The following is a 21,301-nucleotide window of genomic DNA, read 5'->3' on the forward strand; positions in this document are numbered from 1 at the left end:
CGGGATGTTTCCTATGTCGTGAGACAGGGGTTTCCTATGTCCTGAAACTAGACACCACCGTCACCGCCACTGTCCTCGTAGAGGGCTCAGCGGTTTCCGCTCCGTGAGCAACCCCCGATCCTCATGGATCGGGGGTTGTTTCGTCTCTCCCCTCGCCTCCTGTGGCGTGTCGAACCGGGCCAGCATCGGCAGGTACACTCGTCGAGTCAAGGGGAGTACTCCTTCGAAGCCGACTCGTCAATACGTGCACGCCATCGTGCTCCGGGCGGCTTGTCCCGGTTCGCCGGGGCGGAAGAGACCTTGGTCATTCGTCGATTGACCAAGGAGCATCCCTATGGGCGTCACGCCCCTCATCTGGATCATCACCATCGCGGTCACGATCGCCTTCTTCATCTGGGAGTTCTACGCACATGTGCGTACCCCACACGAGCCCTCGATCGCCGAAGCGGCCAAGTGGTCGGTGTTCTACATCACGCTGGCCCTGATCTTCGGTGTGGGCATCGGAATGGTTTCGGGGTGGCAGTTCGGCGGTGAGTACTTCGCCGGATACCTGACCGAGAAGGCGCTGTCGGTCGACAACGTCTTCGTCTTTCTCCTCATCATGACCGCTTTCGCGGTGCCCAAGATGTATCAGCAGAAGGTGCTCCTGATCGGCATCGCGATCGCCCTCATCATGCGGGGAATCTTCATTGCCGTCGGCGCGACGCTCATCTCCAACTTCTCGTGGATCTTCTACATCTTTGGTGCCCTGCTGCTCGTACTCGCGTATCGCCAGGCATTCGCCTCACACGAGACTGACCCGCAGAACATCGGCATCGTCAAGTTCGCCCGCCGGCACCTGCCGTTCGTTGACAAGTATCACGGAGACAAGCTCTCGGTGAAGATCGACGGCAAGCGGTTCTTCACCCCCATGCTGCTGGTGATCGTGGCCATTGGCTTTGTTGACCTCGTCTTTGCGGTCGACTCGATTCCGGCGATCTACGGTCTGACGGAAGAGGCCTACATCGTCTTCACCGCGAACGCCTTCGCGCTGATGGGTCTGCGCCAGCTCTACTTCTTGATCGGCGGACTCCTCGAACGACTCATCTACCTCGCTCAGGGGCTCGCCGTCATTCTCGCGTTCATCGGCCTCAAGCTCATCTCGCACGCCCTCAAGATCAATGAGTTGCCCTTCATCAACGGCGGCGAGCCGGTGAAGTGGATCCCCGAGATCCCCATCTGGTTCTCACTCGGGTTCATCGCCACGACGATCACCGTCGCGACGGTGCTGAGCCTGTTGAAGACGCGCAAGAACGCTCTCGTGGCGGATGCAGCTGCCGAGAGCGCCGCGAACGAGACGAGCGACAAGCACTAAGGCTCGAGGCACGCCCCGCCGATGTCTCTCATCGCGGGGCGGGCTTCGCTAACTCCAGTGCGGGTAGTGCGCCTCGACGACGTTGGGGTGCGAGCGCACGCGGCTCTTCAGCCAGTTGACGCCGAACACCGGGTGCAGGGGGTTGTCGGGGTCGAGGGTGACGCCCGTCGCCTCGGCCGCGAGCTCGGCGGGCAGGGCGATGGTCGGAATCTCGGCGTCGAGGGCGGGCCCGAAGAAGAACGGCACCGAGATGCGGTCGTCGCCGGCGTCGGGCGACTGCACGCGGTGCAGGGTGGCCTTGAGGTAGCCGTTGGTGGCGATCTCGAGCAGCTCGCCGATGTTCACGACGAGAGCACCCGGCACGGAGGGGGCGTCGATCCACTCGCCGTCCTTCTCCACCTGCAGCCCGCCCTTGCCCTCCTCGACGTAGAGCAGCGTGAGCACGCCCAGGTCTTTGTGGGCGCCGACGCCCTGGGTGCTCTCGGTGCGCTCGCGCCCCGGGTAGCGTGCGATCTTCAGATGCGGTGAGGCGTTGCGGGCGAAGGCCGCGTCGAACGTGTCGGCGGGGGCGCCGAGCGCCTCGGCCCACGACCGCAGCAGGGTGACGCTGACGGCGCCGAGGTGCTCCATCCACTCCATGGTCACGTCGCGCAGCGCCGGCAGCTCGGCAGGCCAGAGGTTGGGGCCCTCGAGCGCCCAGAAGTCGGGTGTTCCGGCGACGAGCGGCACAGCATCCCGCTCGGCACCGATGTCGATCTGCTCGCGCCAGTCGGTGGCGCCCTGCGTGAGCTCGCCGCCCATGCGGGTGTAGCCGCGGAAGTGCGGGCTGTGCGTGTTCTCGATGGCGAGCTTCGCCTCGACCGGCAGGGCGAAGAAGTCGCGCGCCGTGGTCATCATGCGGTCGATGAGCTCGGGGCTCAGACCGTGGCCGACGAGGTAGAAGAAGCCGATCTCGTGGGTCGCGCGGCGCAGTTCGTCGCGGAAGCGGGCTGCGTCGTCGGCGGAGCCGTCGAGGAGGGACAGGTCGAGGATGGGGAGCGTGCGCATGAGAGGGGGTCCTGTTCGATGTCGTGTGGGTTGTCGGGGGCGGGCGCGAAGACGGCGCACCGAGGAGCTAGTTCGGGAGAAGAACTAGCGACAACAGCGACAACAGCGACAACAGAACAGGGTGCTCACGATGCCTCGACCCTAGCAAGACTCGTCGTCGATCAGAAGCGCAGCGTCTCAGCCGCATCGGGCACGTGCTGGTGCTGCTCGCGCGGGGGTCGCTGGTAGTCGGTGGCGGGTGGTCGCTCGGGGATCGCGACCTTCTCGGGGTCGGCGCGCTCGTGGCGGATCTGGCTGAGCAGGTGGCTGATCAGATTGATGCGGGATGCCCGCTTGTCGTCGCTCTCGATCGTCCACCACGGCGCCTCGGGAATATCGGTCGCGGCGAACATGGCGTCTTTCGCCCGCGAGTAGTCCTCCCAGCGTCGGATCGACTCAAGGTCGGTCGGCGAGAGCTTCCACCGCCGAAGCGGGTCGTCGACCCGCGAAGCGAAGCGCTTCTGCTGCACGTCGTCGGAGACCGAGAACCAGTACTTGAGCAGGATGATGCCGTCGTCGACGAGCATGCGCTCGACGACGGGCACCTGGCGCAGGAAGCGCTGGTACTCGTCGTCGCTCGAATAGCCCATGACCCGCTCGACGCCCGCGCGGTTGTACCACGAGCGGTCCATGAGCACGATCTCGCCCGCGGTCGGCAGCCTCTCGATGTAGCGCTGGAAGTACCACTGACCCCGCTCGCGCTCTGACGGCTGGGGCAGGGCGACGATGCGGGCGTGCCGCGGGTTGAGGTACTCCATCACGCGCTTGATGGCACCGCCCTTGCCGGCGGCGTCGCGGCCTTCGAAGATGACGACCACGCGTCGACCGGTCGCGATGACCCACTGCTGCATTTCGACGAGCTCGATCTGCAGGCGCTTCAGCTCTGCCTCGTAGAGCTTCTTCGGCACGCGCGGGGGGTGCCCGCCGGATTTCTTCTTCGCCATCGCCCGTCCTCGCCTTGAGGGCACACTGTACGCCCCGGACGCTCACAGGCCGAGGGCCTCAGCGTGGCGATGGTCGGCGACGGTGTCAACGACGCCCCGGCGCTCGCCGCGGCTGATGTCGGCATCGCGATCGGCGCCGGCACCGACGTGGCCATCGGCTCGGCCGGGGTCATCCTCGCGAGCGACGACCCGCGCTCGGTGCTCTCGGTGATCGCGCTGTCGCGCGCGAGCTACCGCACGATGCAGCAGAACCTGTGGTGGGCGGCCGGCTACAACCTCATCTCGGTGCCGCTCGCCGCGGGCGTGCTCGCTCCCATCGGCTTCATCATGCCGATGTCGGTCGGCGCGCTGCTGATGTCGGCCTCGACCGTGGTGGTGGCGCTCAACGCGCAGCTGCTGCGTCGGCTCGACCTGCGGCCCCGATCGCCTCGACACGGCACGGCCGTAGGGTTAACTCATAGGAGGAGCAAAGGAAAAGATACCCCTAGGGGTATAACGTCTTTCTCAATCGAAGGAGACGATCATGACGATCACCCGCTCTGCGTACGCCCTCATCGCGACGACCGCGCTCACCGCCCTGGCCCTGGCCGGATGCTCGAGCGCCGTCGACGCGACGGTGCAGCCCTCCCCCTCGCGGTTCGTCGCCTCGCCCGCACCGGCGACCGACGACACCGCCATGGGGATCGCTCCTCCCGCCACCCTCCCCGCCACAGCCCTGCCCGAGGAGGTCGATCCCGAGAGCGACACTGCTCTCGCGTGGGAGGCCCTCATGTCGCCCGAGGGGGAGTACGCCGCTGCGGCCTCCTACCTCGCGGTGCTCGAACGCTTCGGCGACGTCGAGCCGTACGCGACGATTCTCGAGGGCGAGCTGCGCCACATCGACGCGCTCACGCGGCAGCTCGATCGGGCAGGTGTCGATGTGCCCGAGAACCCTTACGTCGGCGTCGTCGTCGCCCCCGAAGATCTGCAGACCGCCGCTGAGGCGTGGGCGCAGGGCGAGATGCTGAACGTCGCGATGTACGACGCGCTCATCGCCCAGGCTGATGGCGAGAGGCTCGTGACGGTGCTGGGCAACCTGCGCCGCGCATCCCTCGAATCGCACCTGCCGTTGTTCGAGGCGGCGGCGGCCGCGGGCGGCACGCTCGACGAGCTGCCAGCGCACACTCCGTGACCACGAAGCCCGCGCACCGAGCGCGTTCAGCCTGAGCGCCTACCGTCAGAGGATGATGACGCTCACGGATGCTCCGCTCACGATGCTCGATGGCCGGGCGACCACCTTCGCCGAGTTCGCCGGCAAGGTCGTGCTCGTCGTCAACGTCGCGTCGCGCTGCGGCCTCGCACCGCAGTACGAGCAGCTCGAGAAGCTGCAGAAGACCTACGGCGACCGCGGCTTCACGGTGCTCGGCGTGCCCTCGAACCAGTTTCTGCAAGAGCTCTCGAGCGAGGAGAAGATCGCCGAGTACTGCAGCACCACCTGGGGCGTCACCTTCCCGATGACCGAGAAGGCGAAGGTCAACGGCAAGAAGCGGCACCCGCTCTACGCCGAGCTCGTGCAGGCGCCCGACGCGCACGGCATGGCCGGCCCCGTCACCTGGAACTTCGAGAAGTTCCTCGTGCTACCGAACGGCGAGGTGCACCGCTTCCGCCCGAACGTGAAGCCCGACGCGCCCGAGATTGTCGCCCTCATCGAGGCGAACCTGCCGAGTTGAGCATCCGTCGGTCGTCGCCTCTAGGCTGACGCCATGCTGCGCACCCTGGCCGTTGAGAACTATCGGTCGATCCAGCATCTCATCGTCGAGCTGTCGCCGCTCACGGTGGTGACGGGTGCCAACGGCAGCGGAAAGTCGAACCTCTACCGCGCCCTGCGGCTGCTCGCCGACGTCGTGCGCGACGGCGCGCTCAGTTCGCTCGCTGCCGAGGGCGGCCTGCGCAGCGCGCTGCATGCGGGGGGCCGGACGGGGCGCGATCCGGTCGCGCTGCGCCTCGGCTTCGCCACCGACGAGCTGTCGTACGCCATCGACTTGGGGCTGCCCCAGCCGGGCGTCAGCCCCTTCCCCCTCGACCCCGAGGTGAAGAGCGAAGTCGTCTGGGCGGGTGAGACGCTGCGGCCCTCGACCACCGTCGCCGATCGCCGGTCTCTTCGAGTTCGCGTGCGCGGAGCATCCGGCTCGCTCGAGATCGCGCCGTGGAGCGTGCACCCCACCGAATCGATGCTCGCGACGCTGGCCGACCCCGACGCGGCGCCCGAGCTCTTCGCGCTGCGGGAGCGGGCGCGCGGCTGGCGGTTCTTCGACGCGCTACGCACGGACCCGGATGCCCCCGCCCGGCGCCCCGGCCCGGCGACCTTCACGCCCGTGCTCTCGGGCGACGGCGGCACGCTGCCGGGCGCACTGGCGACCCTGCTGCGGGTCGGCAACGCGGAGGCGCTGCAGCGCGCCATCGGCGATGCCTTCGACGGGGCGCGAGCCGTCGTGGAGGAAGACGATCGGGGAATCGCTCGCGTCGGTCTGCAGCAGCCGGGCGTCTCCCGCTCGTTCGAGGCGGCGGAGCTGAGCGATGGCACCCTGCGCTTCCTGCTGCTCGCGACAGCGCTGCTCGCACCCCGACCCCCGGGCCTGATCGTGCTCAACGAGCCCGAGGCGAGCCTGCACCCGCGGCTGCTGCCGGCGCTCGCACAGCTCATCGCGCTCGCCGCCCAGCAGACGCAAGTGGTCGTGGTCTCGCACGCCGACGGGCTCGTGCGCGCGTTGCGCGACGACGCCGGGGTCATCGAGCTCGAACGCTCGGGCGCGGCGACGTCAGTGCGGGGCCAGCTGCCCCTGGAGGGTCCGGCCTGGACCTGGCCGAGCCGCGGGTGATTCCGAGGTCGCCCCCACGTCTCGTCGTCACGCCCGCTGTCAGCGGGCCACCCACTCCGCCGCGGCCTGCAGCTCGCTGCTGTCGATTCCGTGGCCGCCGGGCCGGCTGATTCGGGTCACGGATGCTCCATGCTCCGTCGCCGTGCGCGCGAGCCCGTCGACACTGCCGGCGGGCGCCATGGGGTCGCCAGTGCCGTTGAGCAGCAGCAGCTCGACCCCGGTCGCATCGCCGATCGGGTCGCGGTCGCCGAACGGGTACATGCCCGAGAACGCCACCACCCGGGTGAGCACGCCCGGGTGGAGCAGGGCGGTCGCGAGGGCGATGTTCGCCCCGTTGCTGAATCCGACGGCGGTGAGCGGAGCATCCGCTAGCGCGTACTCCTCGCGCGCCGCCGTGATGAACGCCGCGAGCTCGCCCGCCCGCCCGATCACGTCGTCGACGTCGAAGACGCCTTCGCCCATGCGGCGGAACCAGCGGGCGGCCCCGCCCTCGCGCACGCGCCCGCGCGGCGAGAGCACCGACGCGCGGGGGTCGAGCGCGGTGGCGAGAGCCGTGATCTCGGTCTCGGTGCCACCGGTGCCGTGCAGGGTCAGCAGCACGGGCGCGCCCGGTTCACCCGGCACGAGCACGTGGGGCCAGGCCGCGAGCCCGCCCTCGGGCAGCGTGCTCATGCGGCGACCTCGGGGTTGTTCTCGTCGGGCACGGTGATCGGGATCACGGCGTGCTCGATCTGCTCGCGCGAGGGCTCGAGCCACGGCGGCAGCTTGAGCGATCGACCCAGCTCGAGCAGCGGCTCGTCGATGTCGAAGCCGGGGGTGTCGGTCGCGATCTCGAAGAGCACCCCGCCCGGCTCGCGGAAGTAGATGCTCGTGAAGTACTGCCGGTCGAGGATCTCGGTGACGCGGTGCCCCTTGCTGGCGAGCTCGTCGCGCCACTGCTGCTGCGTCGCCTGGTCGGGTACGCGGAAGGCGATGTGGTGCACGGTGCCGCCGGCCGTGAGGCCCGGCTGCACGAGGTTCGAGGAGTGCACGTCGACGAGCGCGCCGGGCATGCCGTCACCCGCGGCGAGGCGAGTGCGGTTGCCCTCGGTCTCGACCACGCGCATCCCCAGGTCGCCCACCATGAGGGCGATCGTCTGCTCGGCGTCGCGCACCGTGAGCACGCTCGAGTGCTGGCCGCGGATGGCGTGCTCGGCGGGAACGCTCGCCGAGTCCCACGGGTCGCGCGGGTCGTGCTCGTGCGTGGCGACGAGCTCGATCTGCAAGCCGTCGGGGTCGTGCACGAGCAGGCGCTCCTCGCTCGAGGAGGTCGAGGTGATGCGCGCTTCGGCGCCGACCGAGGCGAAGTGGTCGACCCACCAGCCGAGCGAGCCCGCGGGCACCGAGAAGGCGGTCGACGTCGACTGGCCTGCGCCGATGCGGCCGCGCTGAATGCCGCGCCACGGGAAGAACGTCATGAGGCTTCCGGGCCGGCCCGACTCGTCGCCGTAGTAGAGGTGGTACGTGCCGGGGTCGTCGAAGTTGACGGTCTTCTTGACGAGTCTCAGCCCGAGGCCGGTGATGTAGAAGTCGATGTTCTTCTGCGGGTCGCCGGCGATCGCGGTGACGTGGTGCAGGCCCTGTGTGGTTGCGGTCATGACCGATGCTCCTTCGTGTGGTCGCTCGATGATATCGATGCAAACGCATAGAGCGCGAGGGCTATTCCCCACACCGTGCGCGTCGAGGGGTGACGGGCCGCGGACCCCGGCGGTCGTTCAGGCTCGCCGCTTAGCGTGGTCGCATGCTCGAACCGCTACGGCAGCTGCTGCGCCGCCCCGCGCCGCCGGCGGAGTACTGCGCCACGATCGTGGTCATGAGCGCCGTCACGAAGCTGGATGCTCTCGCCATCGTCGCTCTCGCCGTCGACCGTCCCGTCGAGCGTCAACGCACCATGCGCCCGTTCGTGCCCCTCGACGGTGCCGGCTACCAGAACGGTGCCTGGGTCGAGATCGAGATTCCGAAGTTCGGCGAGCCGCCGCCCCTCGCGATCGACGTCTACTCGACGATCAGCGACGACCACGCGCGGCTGCAGGCCCTGACGCTGCTGGCCCGGCTCGAGCAGTACACGGGCTGGCGCATCCGCCCCGATTTCAGCGTCTGATTGTCGGGCGCGTCTGGCGCGTCACCGCGAGGCCGACATAGCATCACGGAAGAGACGGCGTCCGAAGTCGTCCACAGGCGGGAGAGACCGATGAAGTTCGAGATCGTCAAGGGCAAGAGCACCACCCAGCCGTACTTCTGGCGCATCGTGTCGGGCAACGGCCAGACGCTCGCGGTGAGCGAGAACTACGTCGCCAAGTCGTCGGCGAAGAGCGCCGTCGAGTCGGTCATGAAGAACGCCGCGGGCGCCACCGTCGTCGACCTGACCTAGGCGAGCGTCCCGCTCGCACCCGAGCTCGCGGCCCGACGTGGATGGTCGCCCGCGCAATGACACCGCCCGTTCGCGATGACGGTGAACGTTCACGGTCATCGCCAATGCGCCGCATCATGGCTCGAGGCGGTGCCGCGCGTGGGTGCCCCGAGCGCTACGGCAGCAGGCGGGTCGGTCCGCGGAACAGGTAGGTCGTCTCGCGGATCGACCCGAGGCCGAGCATGAGCATGAGCACGCGCGCAAGGCCCATGCCGAAGCCGCCGTGCGGCGGAACGCCGTAGCGGAAGAAGTCGAGGTAGAACTCGAGCTCCTCCGGCTCAAGACCCTTCTCCGTCGCCTGCGCGATGAGCACGTCGATGCGGTGCTCGCGCTGGGCGCCGGTCGAGATCTCGGTGCCGTTGTAGAGCAGGTCGTAGCTGTTCGTGATGCTCGGGTCTCCGTCGCGGCGCATGTGGTAGAACGGGCGGATTCCCGTGGCGTAGTCGGTCACGAACACGAAATCGCTGCCGTGGTTCGCCTTCACCCAGGCGCTCAAGCGACGCTCGCCCTCGGGGTCGAGATCACCATCGGTGCGCGGGATCTCGTAGCCGCCCTCGGCCACGATGCGGCGCGCTTCCGCGAGCGGGATGCGCGGGAACGGCGTCGTCGGCACACTCACCTCGACCCCGAACGCGGCTTCGATCGCGGCACCGTGCTTCTCGACGACCGCACTGAACCCGGCCACGAGCAGCTGCTCGTGCATCTGCATGACGTCCTCGTGCGAGTCGATCCAGCTGACCTCGGCGTCGATCGAGGTGAACTCGGTCGCGTGGCGCGAGGTGAACGAGGGGTCGGCGCGGAAGGCGGGGGCGATCTCGAAGACCTTGCCGAAGCCGGCGGGCTGCGCCATCTGCTTGAAGAACTGCGGGCTCTGGGCGAGGTAGGCCTTCGTCTCGAAGTACTCCATCTCGAAGAGCTCGGCGCGGCTCTCGGAGGCGCTCGCCATGAGCTTCGGCGTGTGGATCTCGATGAAGTCGCGCTCGACCCACCAGGTGCGCAGGGCGTGCTCGAACGTGGTCTGGATCTTGAAGATCAGCGAGGCCTCGGGGCGGCGAAGGTCGAGGAACCGCCAGTCGAGGCGCTTGTCGAGGCTCGAGTCATCGGCGATCGGGGTCTCGGGCAGGGCCTCGCTCACGACCTCGAGCGCGGCGATCTTCACCTCGAGCCCGCCGAGCTTCACGCGCTCGTCGTGCTTGAGCTCGCCGGTGACGCGAATCATCGTGCCGTGCGCGAGCCCGCCGATCGTCTCGGTGAGCGCGGCGGCGGCGAGCTCGTCGGCCGAGGCGTCGTCTTCGAGGTCTCTCGTAGCAGGGTTGACCAGCTGCAGCGCCCCCGACTCGTCGCGCAGGATGACGAACTGCACCTTCTTCTGATCGCGAACGGTCTCGACCCATCCGGCGACGGTCACGGGGCCGTCGGGCAGGGGGGCGAGGTGCGCGATCACGGTGCGGGTCATGAGGCCCAAGCCTACCGGCGGGCTGCGGGATGCTCTCCGCCGCTCTCGGCGGCGGCAAAGGCGCCGAACTCTAGACTGGGCGCATGCCCGCCGACCTCGTTCACCTCGTGCGCCACGGCGAGGTGCACAACCCCGGGCACGTGCTCTACGGGCGGCTCGAGGGGTTCGGGCTCAGCGACCTCGGGCACCGCATGGCCGCCGCGGCCGTCACGGGTCTGGCGGGGCATCCGGTGACCGCCCTGTACGCCAGCCCTCTGCAGCGGGCGCAAGAATCGGCGGCGCCGTGGGCACAAGCGTTCGGCCTCGACATCCGCACCGACGAGCGCATCATCGAGCCGACCAATCGCTTCGAGGGCAAGCGCATGAATGGCCGCACGATCGCCGACCCCCGAAACTGGCACCTGCTGCGCAACCCCCGCCTGCCGAGCTGGGGCGAGCCCTTCGTCGATGTCGCGGCCCGGATGCTCGCTGCCATGCACGAGGCGCGCGAGACCGTCGACGCGGGCGAGGTCGTCATGGTCAGCCACCAGTTGCCGATCTGGATGGTGCACCGCGCGCTCGCCGGCGAGACCCTGCACCACGACCCGCGCAAGCGCCGGTGCTCGCTGTCGAGCGTCACGAGCTTCGCTTGGCGCGACGGCCGCTTCGCTGAGATCGGCTATCAGGAGCGCGGCGCAGAATTGCTCTCCGGAGCCACCGACCTAGGAGCAGTGTGAGCACCCGCACGACCCGCAGCGCCGTCATCGCGCTCGCCCTCGTGGGCGTCGCGATACTCACGGGGTGCACCGCCAACGACTCGCTCGCCGAGCAGTACCGCGCGGGCACCGGCCAGGGCTACATCTCGGGCGACGGGGCCTACACGGTCATCGCCGCCGCCGATCGCGGCGAACCGATCGACTTCGCCGGAGTGATCGAGAACGGTGACGCGGTCTCGAGCGACGACTACCGCGGCGAGGTGCTCGTCGTGAACTTCTGGTACGCCGGATGCCCGCCCTGCCGTCTCGAGGCCCCCGACCTCGAGGCGCTCGCGCAGCAGTTCGCCCCTGACGGCGTGAGCTTCCTCGGCGTCAACATCTACGACCAGGCACCGACCGCGCTCTCGTTCGCCGAGGAGTTCGGGGTGACCTACCCGTCGATCCTCGACGTCAACGACGGCGCCGTGCGCCTCGCGTTCGCCGGCGAGGTGGCGCCCACGGCCGTGCCGACAACGCTCGTGCTCGACCAGCAGGGGCGCGTCGCCGCCCGCATCGCCGGCCTCGTGAGCGAGCCGAGCGTGCTGCGCTCGATGATCTCCGACGTGCTCGCCGAAGACTCGTGAGCGCCCTCGCGGGCCCGCTCGGCGGTTCTCTTGCTCAGGCGGTCAATCCGATCGGCGAGATCGTGGTGAGCGGCAACCTGCTACTCGCCCTGCCGATTGCGCTCGCCGCCGGCTTCCTCGCCTTCGCCTCGCCGTGCGTCCTGCCGCTCGTGCCCGGCTACCTGGCCTACATCGGCGGCGTGACGAGCGGGAGGGAGCTCGAGCAGAAGCGCGGTCGGCTGCTGCTCGGCGTCGCCCTGTTCGTGCTCGGCTTCAGCGTCGTGTTCGTCGGCTTCTCGATCGTCTTCGCGACCGCGGGCCTGCTGCTGTTGCCGTGGATCGACCTCATCACGCGCATCGCCGGCGTCATCGTCATTCTCATGGGGCTCGTGTTCATCGGGCAGGTCTCGTTCTTGCAGCGCACGCTCGCGCCGCGCATCCAGGTCGCCACCGGGCTCGCCGGCGCACCGCTGCTCGGCATCGTGTTCGGGCTCGGCTGGGCACCGTGCATCGGCCCCACGCTCATCGCCGTCAACGCGCTCGTCATCAACGAGGGTGACATCGGGCGCGCGGCCATCATCGGGCTCGCCTACTGCCTCGGGCTGGGCATCCCGTTCCTGCTCGTCGCGCTCGGCTTCCGCTGGGTCGCGGGCGCGACCGACTGGCTGAAGCGCAACATCCGTGTCATCAACATCATCGGTGGCGCGCTGCTCATCCTCATTGGGCTCGCCATGGTGACCGGCCTCTGGCAGCAGTTCGTCTCGAGCCTCCAGGCGGTGATCGGTGGAACCATTACGCCCCTCTGACCACTACGACACAGCTCGAGACGACACCGAGGCTCCCGAGCCGCGGTCCACGACGATCGCGCAGCCGAAGCTCGACGCCGTCGGCTGGCTGCGCTTCGGCTGGCGCCAGCTCACGAGCATGCGCACGGCTCTCGTGCTGCTGCTGCTGCTCGCCGTCGCTGCGATCCCCGGCTCGCTCGTGCCGCAGCGCTCGGCCGACCCCAACGGTGTCGTGCAGTTCGAAGAGAACAATCCCGACCTGTTCCCCGTGCTCGACGCCCTGCAGGTCTTCGACACCTACAGCTCGGTGTGGTTCTCGTCGATCTACCTGCTGCTGTTCGTCTCCCTCATCGGCTGCGTCATCCCCCGCACGCAGCACCACTGGCGTGCCCTGCGGGCCGCGCCGCCCGCCACGCCCGCACGTCTGAACCGGCTCGTCGGCCACACCGAGCGCGAGGCGGCGGTCGACGCGGCGGCGGCCCTGGATGCCGGCGAGAGCGTGCTGCGCCGGCAGGGCTACCGCGTCGCCCGCTACGGAGACTCGCTCAGCGCGGAGCGCGGGTACATCCGCGAGACCGGCAACCTGGTCTTCCACTTCGCCCTCGTCGGGGTGCTGCTGACCGTCGGGCTCGCCGGCGGCTTCGGCTACAACGGCCAGCGCGTGATCATCGAAGACCAGACCTTCACCAACCAGCTCACGAGCTTCGACTCGTTCAGCCCCGGACGCTTCTTCGACGAGACGCGGCTCGACCCGTTCTCGGTGCGCCTCGACGAGTTCGTGCCCGAGTACGACATCGACCCGCAGACGGGTGCGCCGCTGCCGCTCGACTTCACGGCGTCGGTCACGGTCGTCGAGAACGGTGTCGAGCGCGCCGAGCAGATCAAGGTCAACGAGCCCATCTCGATCGGGGGCACGACGAGCTATCTGCTCGGCAACGGCTTCGCCCCCTGGATCACCGTCTACGACCCCGACGGCACCGCCGTCTTCAGTCAGCCCGTGCCCTTCCTGCCGCAGTCGTCGACCCTCACGAGCCTCGGCGTCGTCAAGGTGCCCGACGGCCTCGACGAGCAGCTCGGCATGATCGGGTTCTTCTACCCGACGGCGGCGACGCTCGAGTCGGGCGCGCTCACCTCGATCTTCCCCGAACCCGACCTGCCGGTGCTCACCCTCAACGCCTTCACGGGCGACCTGGGCATCAACGAGGGGGTGCCCCGCAACGTCTACTCGCTCGACACCGAGGGCCTCACCCAGATCACGGGAGGCGACTCGGGCACCGAGTCGCTCGTGCTGCCGCTCGGCGAGACCGTCGAGCTGCCCGACGGTCTCGGCTCGGTCGAGTTCACGAGCCTGCCGCGCTTCATCAGCATCGACGTGCACCACGACCCGACGCAGACGGGCGTGCTCATCTCGTCGGTGCTCGCCTTCCTCGGCCTGCTCACGAGCCTCTTCGTGCCGCGCCGACGGCTCTGGATCGCGGCCGAGCCCGATGGTGCCGGCGTTCGCCTGCAGTACGCGGGGCTCGCGCGCGGCGACGACCCCGGCCTCGAGCGCGCGGTCGCCGATCTCGCCGACACGCACGCGGCCGAGCTCGGTGCGCGCTCCGCCGAGCGGGTGACGGGCTAGTTCAGCTTCTGCTCGACGAGCGCGCGCAGGTCGTCGAACGAGGCGATCGCGGCCGGCTCGCCGTCGACGAAGAAGCTCGGGGTGCCCTGCAGGCCGAGGCCGAGCGCGTCGTCACGATCGCGCGCGATGCGCTCGAGCGTCGCCGGGTCGGCGATCACGCGGTCGTACTCGGCGAGGTCGAGACCGAGGTCGTCGGCCAACTGCCGGAAGGCCGCTGCCTGCGAGCCCGTGCCCGCGCTCCACTGCTGCTGCGTGGCGAAGAGCGCCTCATACATCTCGACCGTGGCCCCCTGGGCTGCGGCGGCCTCGAACGCGAGCGCGGCATCCACCGCATGGGGGTGGATGCTCGTGAGCGGGAAGTTGCGGATGACGATCGCGACGCGGTCGCCGTATTCGGCCTTCAGCTCGGCGACCGCCTGGCTCGCAACCGCGCAGGCCGGGCACTGGAAGTCGAGGAACTCGACGATCGTCACCTCGGGGTCGGCAGGATTCGTGATCGCGTGCGAGTCGCCGCGCAGCACCTCGGCGGTCACGCTCGCGTCGGGTTCGGGCAGGGCTTCGCCCGCAGCGGGCGCCTGCAGCGTGCTGACGAGGATCGCGACGATCGCGGCGAGGAAGGCCACGACCACTCCCACGGCGATTAGCTGCGCGGTGCGCGGCGACATCGTCTTCTTCGCGGGCTTCTTCTTGGGGGCTGCGGTCGTGGTTGCAGAGGGCGTTCGAGGCATATGGCCAGCCTGGCAGAACTTGCTTGGTGGCGGCAGAGTCGAAGGGCCCGGATCAACCTCGTTCTCAGCATCCCGCGCTTAAGCTGGAGGCCTCATGGAGAACATCGTCGCCCTCTCGCTCGTCGCCGTGTATTCGGCCATGGGCGTCTACACCATCGCGTTCATCCTGTTCACCTTCGATCTCGCGAAGCGCAGCGAGGCCCGCCCCGCGCCCGCCGTCGCGGCAGTCGATGCCGACGCCTCGGCCCAGCAGGCGGGCGGCGTGGCCACCGCGGTGCGAGCGACGACCACGACGACGGATGCTCCGCCCTCGGGCGCCACCCGCTACCAGCGCGCCGCCTTCGCCCTCGCGATCCTCGGCTGGGTGCTGCACTTCGGTGCCACCGTGCTGCGCGGGGTCGCCGCCGAGCGCGTGCCGTGGGCCAACATGTTCGAGTTCGGCCTCACGGCGACCGCGATGGGCATGGGCGTCTTCCTGCTCGCGCAGTTCTGGAAAGACCTGCGGTTCCTCGGCGCCTACATCACGGGCTTCACCCTGCTCTCCCTCGGCATCGTGACCGTCAACTTCTACGTCGACGTGGTGCCCACCCCGCCCGCGCTGCAGTCGGCCTGGCTCGTCATCCACGTGCTCGTGGCGACTCTCGCGACCGCGTTCTTCGCGATCGGCGCCGGCCTGTCGGTCATGCAGCTGCTCCGCACGCGGCGCGAGGTGCGCAAGGCCGAGGGCCTGCGGTTCCTCGACACTCTGCCCGGGTCGACGACGCTCGAGTCGCTCGCCTACCGGGTGAACGTCGTCGGCTTCGTGTTCTGGACCTTCACCCTCATCGCCGGCGCCATCTGGGCCGAGCGCGCCTGGGGCCGCTACTGGGGCTGGGACACCAAGGAGGTCTGGACGTTCATCATCTGGACGCTCTTCGCCGGCTACATCCACGCCCGCGCCACGCGCGGCTGGCGCGGTGACCGCTCGGCCTGGCTCGCGATCATCGGCTTCTCGGCCGTCATCTTCAACTACACGGTCGTCAACATCGCGTTCAAGGGGCTGCACAGCTATTCCGGCCTGTAGGCCGGAAGAGCAATGGGCACAGTTTCAGGCCTGTTCTGTCGTGACAGGTCGGGCCCCTGGCCCGACTCCTCCTTTACCCAGCAGGGGTGAGCGCCACGGGCGTGCGCGCCCCACCCCCGATGTCGAACTGCAGCACCGGAGCATCGGGGTCGCTGCAGTCGAACGGCGCGTTGTTGATCGGGTCGCTCGCGATGATGGCTCCGAGCTCGCTCGATGCGTCTTGCGTGACGCCCGCGATTGTGACGATCGTCGACAGGCTGTTGTCGACGACGGTCGTCGTGATGACACCTTCGGCACCCGTGTACGACCCTCCGATGCTGCCGGTCGTCACGCCCTGGCCCGCGATTCCGGCGATATCGAGCAGCAGGGTGAACGAGGGCGTGTAGACGTAGCTGTCGGCCGTGAAGCTGAGCCCGGTGTCGCCGTCGATCGTGAGAACGAGCCCCTCTGCGGTCGCTGACACGGCGTCGTAGAAGCTCTGCATCTCAGCCTGCGTGATGCGCCAGTCGCCGATGAGGCACGCGGGATCGGTCGGATCGGTGGGCTCCTCGGGCGCGCTCGTCTCATCCGCGGCATCGGGGTCGACGGCCGGATCGGCCTCGACGGTCGTGGTGCAGCCGGCGAGCAGCAGTAGCGCCGTGGTGGCGGTGAGGGCGAGCGGGGCGCGGCGCATGGGGCTCCTTCAGGTCGACTGCGGGGTGAGTCGAGGGTAGCCCTGCGCGGGTCGTCGCCGCATGAGCAGTTCGTGACTAGTGTGCGGCGAGCAGAGCGTGGCAGCGCGACAGTCGTGCTCGCCACCACGCGGCGCGCTCGGGGTCGGCGGCGAGCCGGCGGAGGGCATCCGGATCAGCGGAGATGCGGCCCACCGCGATCGCGCCGTCGACGGGGCGCAGCGGCGGGGCGGCGACGTCGTCGGCGAGCAGAGCCGCCGTGCCGAGCCCGCAGTCGTAGTCGAGGGTCGGCAGTCGGGCGGCGAGCTCGGCGCCCATCGCGAGCCCGAGGCTCGGGTCGCGCGCGCTCGCGCCGACCGCCGGCAGCCCGGCCCCGGCGACGAGCGCGAGCGCCCGGTCGATGCCGCCGAGGGGCGCCGCCTTGATGACCAGCAGGTCGGCGGCCTCGGCGCGCGCGACCGCGAGCGGGTCGGCGGCCTTGCGCACGCTCTCGTCGGCGGCGACGAGCACATCGATGCGGTGGATTCGCCGCCGCAGCTCGGCCAGCTCGGGCACCGTCGCGCACGGCTGTTCGACGTACTCGAGGTCGAACTGCTCGAGCGCGCGCACCGCGTGCTCGGCCTCGTCGACCGTCCACGCGCCGTTCGCATCGAGGCGGATGCGCCCCGCCGGCCCCAGCAGCCGTCGCGTCTCGCGCACCCGCGCGACGTCGTCGGCGAGCGTCTCACCCCGCTCGGCCACCTTGATCTTCACCGTGCGGCACTCGCCGAACAGGCTGATGGTCGCCGCCACCTGATCGAGCGGCACCGCGGGCAACGTCGCATTCACCGGGATGCTCGCGCGCACCGCGGCCGCGCTCGAGTCGCGCCAGCCGTAGTCGAGGGCCGCGGCCAGCCACGTGCTGGCCTCGGCGTCGTCGTACTCGAGGAAGGGGCTGAACTCGCTCCATCCGCTCGGGCCGTCGAGCAGCACGGCCTCGCGGCGGTCCACGCCGCGGAACCGCGTCACGAGCGGAACGCTCACCACGTGGAGGCGGGCGAGCACGTCGTCGAGCTCGGGCAGAGCATCCATGCCTCACAGTCTGTCACCGCCGCGCGCGTAGGCTGGCGGCATGGCCGAGCCGTTTGTGTCTGAGACCTTCGACGCCGCGCGATGGCAGGTCGCGCCGGGCTTCGACGACCTGACCGACCTCACGTACCACCTCGACACGTCGGGGCGCATCGCGCGCATCGCGTTCGACCGGCCCGAGGTGCGCAACGCGTTCCGCCCGCACACGGTTGACGAGCTCTACGGGGCGCTCGATGACGCGCGGCAGAACCCGAGGGTGGGCGTCGTGCTGCTCACGGGCAACGGGCCGAGCGCGAAAGACGGCGGCTGGGCGTTCTGCTCGGGCGGCGACCAGCGCATCCGCGGGCGGGGCGGCTACCAGTACGCGGAGGGCGAGACGGCCGACACGGTCGACAACGGCAAGGCCAGCAGGTTGCACATCCTCGAGGTTCAGCGCCTCATCCGCTTCATGCCGAAGGTCGTCATCGCCGTCGTTCCGGGCTGGGCGGCCGGCGGCGGGCACTCCCTGCACGTGGTGTGCGACCTGACGATCGCGAGCCGCGAGCACGCGCGCTTCAAGCAGACCGACGCCGACGTCGGCTCGTTCGACGCCGGCTATGGCAGCGCCTACCTCGCGAAGCAGGTCGGGCAGAAGGTGGCGCGCGAGATCTTCTTCCTCGCCCGCGAGTACGACGCCCAGCGCGCCTACGAGATGGGCACCGTCAACGCCGTCGTGCCGCACGCCGAGCTCGAGGCCACGGCGCTCGATTGGGCCGAGACGATCCTCACGAAGAGCCCCACGGCGATTCGCATGCTCAAGTACGCCATGAACCTCACCGACGACGGGATGGTCGGCCAGCAGCTCTTCGCGGGGGAGGCCACTCGGCTCGCCTACGGCACCGACGAGGCCGTCGAGGGTCGCGACTCGTTCCTGCAGAAGCGCGCGCCCGACTGGTCGCCCTTCCCCTGGCAGTACTGAGCGACGGGATGCTCGCCGTGCGTGCGGTTAGGCCTCGAGCCCGACGCCCACACGGTCGAGCACCCCGGCGATGAGCATCGCGCGCGCCTGCGGGTCGGGCACGAAGTCGCGCAGGATGACGGCGAGGCCGTGCGCGCTCGCCTGCGCGAGCATCATGCGGCTCGCCACGCGTGCCTCGTCGACCACGCCGGGCGGCTCGAGTTCGAGCACGATGTCGCGCACGAGGTCGGCGGCGTTGGGGTCATCGGGCCGGTCGGGCGGGGTGGTCATGGGCATCGACACGAGCGAGAACAGCTGCGGCTCGGCGAGGGCGAACGCGATGTACGACTCGCCGACCTCGCGCAAGCGGTCGATCGGCGGGCGGCCCGCAGCCGAGTCGAGCCGCGCGAACATGTCGCGTGCCATGATCTCGCGGGCCCGCTGCGCGACGGCGGCGATGAGATGGTCGCCGCTCGGGAAGTGCCGGTAGACGGCCGCGGCGCTCACGCCGCACGCCGCGGCGATGCGGCGCACGGTCACGCCGTCGAGTCCCTCGGCGCGCGCGAGCGCTTCACCGGCATCGACGAGTGCGTCGCGGAGCGCGCCATGGTGGTACGCCGAGCGCTCCGGGGGCGCGGGCGCCGCCCCAATCGTCGCTCGCTCTCCCGCCATGTTGACAGTGTACACATCGATGCGCTAGACATAGCGGCAGATGTTAACGCCGTAAACACGAGCCCCAGAACGTCCGACCACCCCAGGAGCACCGAGAACCATGAGCACACGAGAGCAGCGCATCCACCGTCTCATCGAGAAGAGCGCCGGCGACCGGCGGACCGGCGAGGTGCTGTGGCGCGTCGTCGCCCCCGACGGCAGCCTCGACGTGTCGCACGGCGACCTCGACCGCCCGTTCTTCGTCGCGAGCGTCAGCAAGCTCTTCACGGTCGCGTGCCTCGCGCAGCTGCGCGACGAGGGCCGCCTCGACTGGGATGCCCCGATCGCCCGGTACCTGCCCGACCTCGACCTGAGCGGGCTCGCGGTCGACAGCGGGCGCGACGTCAGCGCCGAGATCACCGTGCGCGAGGTCATGAGTCACACGGCGGGTCTCGCCGACTTCTTCGAGGGCCCCCGACCCGACGGCCCCACGACGCTCGAGCGCGCGATGCAGCGCGATTTCGCGTGGAGCGAGGCCGACGTCATCGCCTGGAGTCGCGCGATGACCCCCGCCCGCCGCGGTCGCGGCCTCTACAGCGACACGGGATTCCAGCTGCTCGATAGCGTCATCAGCCGGCTCGACGGCCGCCCGTTCGCCGAGTCGGTGCGGGCGCGCATCGCCGAGCCGCTCGGGCTCGGCGGCACGTGGGTCTTCACCCACGACGCGATCGACCGCTTCGACGAGATGGCCGTCATCCGCCACGGCGACCGCGACCTCCGGCTGCCGCTGCTGCTCGCCTCGTGCGGTGGCCAGGGCGGTGTGGTGTCGACCCTGCGCGACGGCGTGACGTTCGTGCAGGCCTTTTTCGACGGCCGGCTGTTCAGCACCGCGCTGCTGCACGAGATGCTCACCGACTGGCACCGCATCTTCTCGCCGCTCGAGTACGGCACGGGCGTGATGCGGTTCCGGCTGCCGGCGGTGCTCACGGGCTTCCGCTCGTACGAGTTCCAGGGGCACTCGGGCGCATCCGGCGTCGTCTTCTACCGGGATGCCCGCACGGGCGTCATCGTCGTCGGCACCGTCAACCAGCTCAAGCAGCGGCAGCTGCCCTACCAGCTGATGATCCGCACGGCCGCGGTCGCGGCATCCTGACCCGACCGCGCCCCAGCCGCGCGGGGTAGCGTGGGCGCGTGACCCGCCCGCTCGCCGTCGTCGACACCGCTGATCCGCTCGCCTGCGTCGCCGCCCTGCGCGATGCGCTCGACGGTGAGGGGCCCGCCGTGCTGTTCCGCGGCGGGGGAGTGAACCCGGTGCACACGGCGCCGCTCACGGTCGAGAAGCGCATCGCGCTCGTTGTCGAGACGAGCGGCACGACCGGGCGGCCCAAGCGCGTGGCCCTGAGCGCCGACGCCGTGCTCGCGAGCGCCGCGGCGAGCGAGGGCGCGCTCGGCGGCCCCGGGCAATGGCTGCTCGCGCTGCCCGTGCAGTACATCGCGGGCAGCAACGTGCTGGCCCGCTCGCTCGCCGCCGGCACGACCCCGATGCCCGTGCCGCCCGGCCGGTTGACCGCCGATCGTGTTCTCGAGGCCGTCGCCGCGATGGACGACCCTGTTCGCTACACGGCCCTGGTGCCCGCACAGCTCAGCCGTCTCGTCGACGAGGCCGAGACCGATGACGCCCTGCGGCGCGCGATCGCGGGGTTCTCGCGCATCCTCGTCGGCGGCCAGGCGACCCCCGCGCCGCTCGTCGAGCGCGCGACCGCGCTCGGCTGGCAGCTCACCCGTACCTACGGCTCGAGCGAGACCTGCGGCGGTGTCGTCTACGACGGCCAGCCGATCGGGCAGACCGAGGTGCGCATCGTCGACGGCCGCGTCGAACTGGGGGGCCCGACCCTCGCCGAGTACTACCTCGACGACCCCGAGCGCACCGCAGCCGCCTTCGTCGAGCACGACGGAGCCCGCTGGTATCGCACCGACGACGCGGGCGAACTGCTGGACGGCGCGCTGCGGGTGACGGGCCGCATCGACGACACCATCGTGACGGGCGGGCTCAAGGTGCGCCTGGGCGACGTCGAGCGCATCGTGCGCGAGCAGCCCGGCCTCGCCGACGCCGTGGTCGTCGCGGGCCACCACCCCGAGTGGGGCGAGGTGCCCGTGGTCGTCACGACGGCGCGCCCCGAGCTCGACGTGCTGCGTCGGGCCGTCGGCGCCGTGCTGCCTCCCGAGGCCCGCCCCGACCGCATCGTGACGGTGGATGCCGTGCCCCTGCTGCCGAGCGGCAAACCCGACCGGCTCGCGCTGACGCGCCGCGTGACCCCGGGTCACTAAAC

At 69.9% G+C, this 21,301-nt stretch carries 23 protein-coding genes and 1 pseudogene; 15 read left to right on the plus strand and 9 right to left on the minus strand.

The features are described from left to right. The first annotated feature begins 334 nt into the window (after nucleotides 1-334). Entirely contained in the window at nucleotides 335-1,354 is a 1,020-nt protein-coding gene (locus ACTIE9_RS02075; RefSeq protein ID WP_439563921.1) for a TerC family protein, read from the plus strand. 48 nt (nucleotides 1,355-1,402) lie between these two features. Here the strand turns inward: ACTIE9_RS02075 and ACTIE9_RS02080 are convergent, their stop codons facing one another. Together ACTIE9_RS02080 and ppk2 are read right to left on the minus strand one after the other, a co-directional pair. Further along, on the minus strand, nucleotides 1,403-2,401 hold the full coding sequence (locus ACTIE9_RS02080) for an isopenicillin N synthase family dioxygenase (protein ID WP_439563922.1): 999 nt from the start codon (nucleotides 2,399-2,401) through the stop codon (nucleotides 1,403-1,405). Nucleotides 2,402-2,562: 161 nt separating this feature from the next. Then, complete coding sequence (gene ppk2 / locus ACTIE9_RS02085; protein WP_439563923.1) at nucleotides 2,563-3,384, minus strand: polyphosphate kinase 2; 822 nt, start codon at nucleotides 3,382-3,384, stop codon at nucleotides 2,563-2,565. Between the two features lie 45 nt (nucleotides 3,385-3,429). On the opposite strand from ppk2, the pseudogene ACTIE9_RS02090 reads away from it, so the two are divergent. The 4 genes and pseudogenes from ACTIE9_RS02090 to ACTIE9_RS02105 form a co-directional block, all read left to right on the plus strand. Beyond that, a pseudogene (locus ACTIE9_RS02090) lies at nucleotides 3,430-3,808 on the plus strand (HAD-IC family P-type ATPase); the annotation flags it as partial. 99 nt (nucleotides 3,809-3,907) lie between these two features. Beyond that, complete coding sequence (locus ACTIE9_RS02095) at nucleotides 3,908-4,555, plus strand: hypothetical protein (protein ID WP_439563924.1); 648 nt, start codon at nucleotides 3,908-3,910, stop codon at nucleotides 4,553-4,555. A 55-nt stretch (nucleotides 4,556-4,610) separates the two neighbouring features. Further along, complete coding sequence (locus tag ACTIE9_RS02100; protein WP_439564098.1) at nucleotides 4,611-5,093, plus strand: glutathione peroxidase; 483 nt, start codon at nucleotides 4,611-4,613, stop codon at nucleotides 5,091-5,093. 33 nt (nucleotides 5,094-5,126) lie between these two features. After that, the gene (locus tag ACTIE9_RS02105) at nucleotides 5,127-6,242 is read left to right on the plus strand and encodes an AAA family ATPase (RefSeq protein WP_439563925.1); all 1,116 of its coding nucleotides are present in this window, start codon (nucleotides 5,127-5,129) and stop codon (nucleotides 6,240-6,242) included. Nucleotides 6,243-6,281: 39 nt separating this feature from the next. Here ACTIE9_RS02105 and ACTIE9_RS02110 read toward each other — a convergent pair whose 3' ends face one another. Both ACTIE9_RS02110 and ACTIE9_RS02115 read right to left on the minus strand, forming a co-directional pair. Further along, entirely contained in the window at nucleotides 6,282-6,914 is a 633-nt protein-coding gene (locus tag ACTIE9_RS02110; protein ID WP_439563926.1) for an alpha/beta hydrolase, read from the minus strand. After that, complete coding sequence (locus ACTIE9_RS02115; RefSeq protein WP_439563927.1) at nucleotides 6,911-7,879, minus strand: ring-cleaving dioxygenase; 969 nt, start codon at nucleotides 7,877-7,879, stop codon at nucleotides 6,911-6,913. Before ACTIE9_RS02115 ends, ACTIE9_RS02110 begins: the two co-directional genes overlap by 4 nt. A 143-nt stretch (nucleotides 7,880-8,022) precedes the next feature. Between ACTIE9_RS02115 and ACTIE9_RS02120 the strand changes: the two genes are divergently transcribed. Together ACTIE9_RS02120 and ACTIE9_RS02125 are read left to right on the plus strand one after the other, a co-directional pair. Beyond that, on the plus strand, nucleotides 8,023-8,382 hold the full coding sequence (locus ACTIE9_RS02120; protein WP_439563928.1) for a hypothetical protein: 360 nt from the start codon (nucleotides 8,023-8,025) through the stop codon (nucleotides 8,380-8,382). 90 nt (nucleotides 8,383-8,472) lie between these two features. Further along, nucleotides 8,473-8,652, plus strand: coding sequence for a YegP family protein (locus ACTIE9_RS02125; protein WP_439563929.1), 180 nt, complete (start codon nucleotides 8,473-8,475; stop codon nucleotides 8,650-8,652). A 154-nt stretch (nucleotides 8,653-8,806) separates the two neighbouring features. On the opposite strand, the gene aspS is transcribed toward ACTIE9_RS02125, so the two are convergent. Beyond that, nucleotides 8,807-10,147: an aspartate--tRNA(Asn) ligase gene (gene aspS, locus ACTIE9_RS02130; protein ID WP_439563930.1), complete on the minus strand. Its 1,341-nt coding sequence runs from the start codon at nucleotides 10,145-10,147 to the stop codon at nucleotides 8,807-8,809. Nucleotides 10,148-10,230: 83 nt separating this feature from the next. Between aspS and ACTIE9_RS02135 the strand changes: the two genes are divergently transcribed. Genes ACTIE9_RS02135 through resB form a run of 4 tightly spaced genes read left to right on the plus strand, consistent with a single transcriptional unit; the run spans nucleotide 10,231 to nucleotide 13,853 of the window. Then, nucleotides 10,231-10,863, plus strand: a complete 633-nt coding sequence (locus ACTIE9_RS02135) for a histidine phosphatase family protein (protein WP_439563931.1) — start codon at nucleotides 10,231-10,233, stop codon at nucleotides 10,861-10,863. After that, nucleotides 10,860-11,465 (plus strand): TlpA family protein disulfide reductase, encoded by a 606-nt coding sequence (locus ACTIE9_RS02140; RefSeq protein WP_439563932.1) that lies wholly within the window; start codon nucleotides 10,860-10,862, stop codon nucleotides 11,463-11,465. The genes ACTIE9_RS02135 and ACTIE9_RS02140 overlap by 4 nt, the downstream gene beginning before the upstream one ends. Next, complete coding sequence (locus tag ACTIE9_RS02145) at nucleotides 11,462-12,250, plus strand: cytochrome c biogenesis CcdA family protein (RefSeq protein WP_439563933.1); 789 nt, start codon at nucleotides 11,462-11,464, stop codon at nucleotides 12,248-12,250. The genes ACTIE9_RS02140 and ACTIE9_RS02145 overlap by 4 nt, the downstream gene beginning before the upstream one ends. Then, complete coding sequence (gene resB, locus ACTIE9_RS02150) at nucleotides 12,228-13,853, plus strand: cytochrome c biogenesis protein ResB (RefSeq protein WP_439563934.1); 1,626 nt, start codon at nucleotides 12,228-12,230, stop codon at nucleotides 13,851-13,853. Before ACTIE9_RS02145 ends, resB begins: the two co-directional genes overlap by 23 nt. On the opposite strand, the gene ACTIE9_RS02155 is transcribed toward resB, so the two are convergent. After that, the gene (locus tag ACTIE9_RS02155; protein WP_439563935.1) at nucleotides 13,850-14,581 is read right to left on the minus strand and encodes a DsbA family protein; all 732 of its coding nucleotides are present in this window, start codon (nucleotides 14,579-14,581) and stop codon (nucleotides 13,850-13,852) included. The genes resB and ACTIE9_RS02155 overlap by 4 nt on opposite strands. Nucleotides 14,582-14,675: 94 nt before the next feature. Here ACTIE9_RS02155 and ccsB point away from each other — a divergent pair, with 94 nt between their 5' ends. Continuing rightward, the gene (ccsB, locus tag ACTIE9_RS02160) at nucleotides 14,676-15,644 is read left to right on the plus strand and encodes a c-type cytochrome biogenesis protein CcsB (RefSeq protein ID WP_439563936.1); all 969 of its coding nucleotides are present in this window, start codon (nucleotides 14,676-14,678) and stop codon (nucleotides 15,642-15,644) included. A 73-nt stretch (nucleotides 15,645-15,717) separates the two neighbouring features. Here ccsB and ACTIE9_RS02165 read toward each other — a convergent pair whose 3' ends face one another. Together ACTIE9_RS02165 and ACTIE9_RS02170 are read right to left on the minus strand one after the other, a co-directional pair. Further along, a complete protein-coding gene (locus ACTIE9_RS02165; protein WP_439563937.1) occupies nucleotides 15,718-16,317 on the minus strand; it encodes a hypothetical protein in 600 nt (199 codons plus the stop codon). A gap of 76 nt (nucleotides 16,318-16,393) precedes the next feature. Continuing rightward, complete coding sequence (locus ACTIE9_RS02170; protein WP_439563938.1) at nucleotides 16,394-17,386, minus strand: o-succinylbenzoate synthase; 993 nt, start codon at nucleotides 17,384-17,386, stop codon at nucleotides 16,394-16,396. A gap of 40 nt (nucleotides 17,387-17,426) precedes the next feature. Here ACTIE9_RS02170 and ACTIE9_RS02175 point away from each other — a divergent pair, with 40 nt between their 5' ends. Continuing rightward, nucleotides 17,427-18,341, plus strand: a complete 915-nt coding sequence (locus ACTIE9_RS02175) for a 1,4-dihydroxy-2-naphthoyl-CoA synthase (RefSeq protein WP_439563939.1) — start codon at nucleotides 17,427-17,429, stop codon at nucleotides 18,339-18,341. Nucleotides 18,342-18,368: 27 nt separating this feature from the next. Here the strand turns inward: ACTIE9_RS02175 and ACTIE9_RS02180 are convergent, their stop codons facing one another. Further along, entirely contained in the window at nucleotides 18,369-18,992 is a 624-nt protein-coding gene (locus tag ACTIE9_RS02180; protein WP_439563940.1) for a TetR/AcrR family transcriptional regulator, read from the minus strand. 100 nt (nucleotides 18,993-19,092) lie between these two features. On the opposite strand from ACTIE9_RS02180, the gene ACTIE9_RS02185 reads away from it, so the two are divergent. Both ACTIE9_RS02185 and ACTIE9_RS02190 read left to right on the plus strand, forming a co-directional pair. Further along, complete coding sequence (locus ACTIE9_RS02185) at nucleotides 19,093-20,124, plus strand: serine hydrolase domain-containing protein (protein ID WP_439563941.1); 1,032 nt, start codon at nucleotides 19,093-19,095, stop codon at nucleotides 20,122-20,124. 38 nt (nucleotides 20,125-20,162) lie between these two features. After that, entirely contained in the window at nucleotides 20,163-21,299 is a 1,137-nt protein-coding gene (locus ACTIE9_RS02190) for an AMP-binding protein (protein WP_439563942.1), read from the plus strand. Nucleotides 21,300-21,301 lie beyond the last annotated feature (2 nt).

It is taken from the genome of Microcella sp., from assembly GCF_051860105.1.
Classification (GTDB): domain Bacteria; phylum Actinomycetota; class Actinomycetes; order Actinomycetales; family Microbacteriaceae; genus Microcella.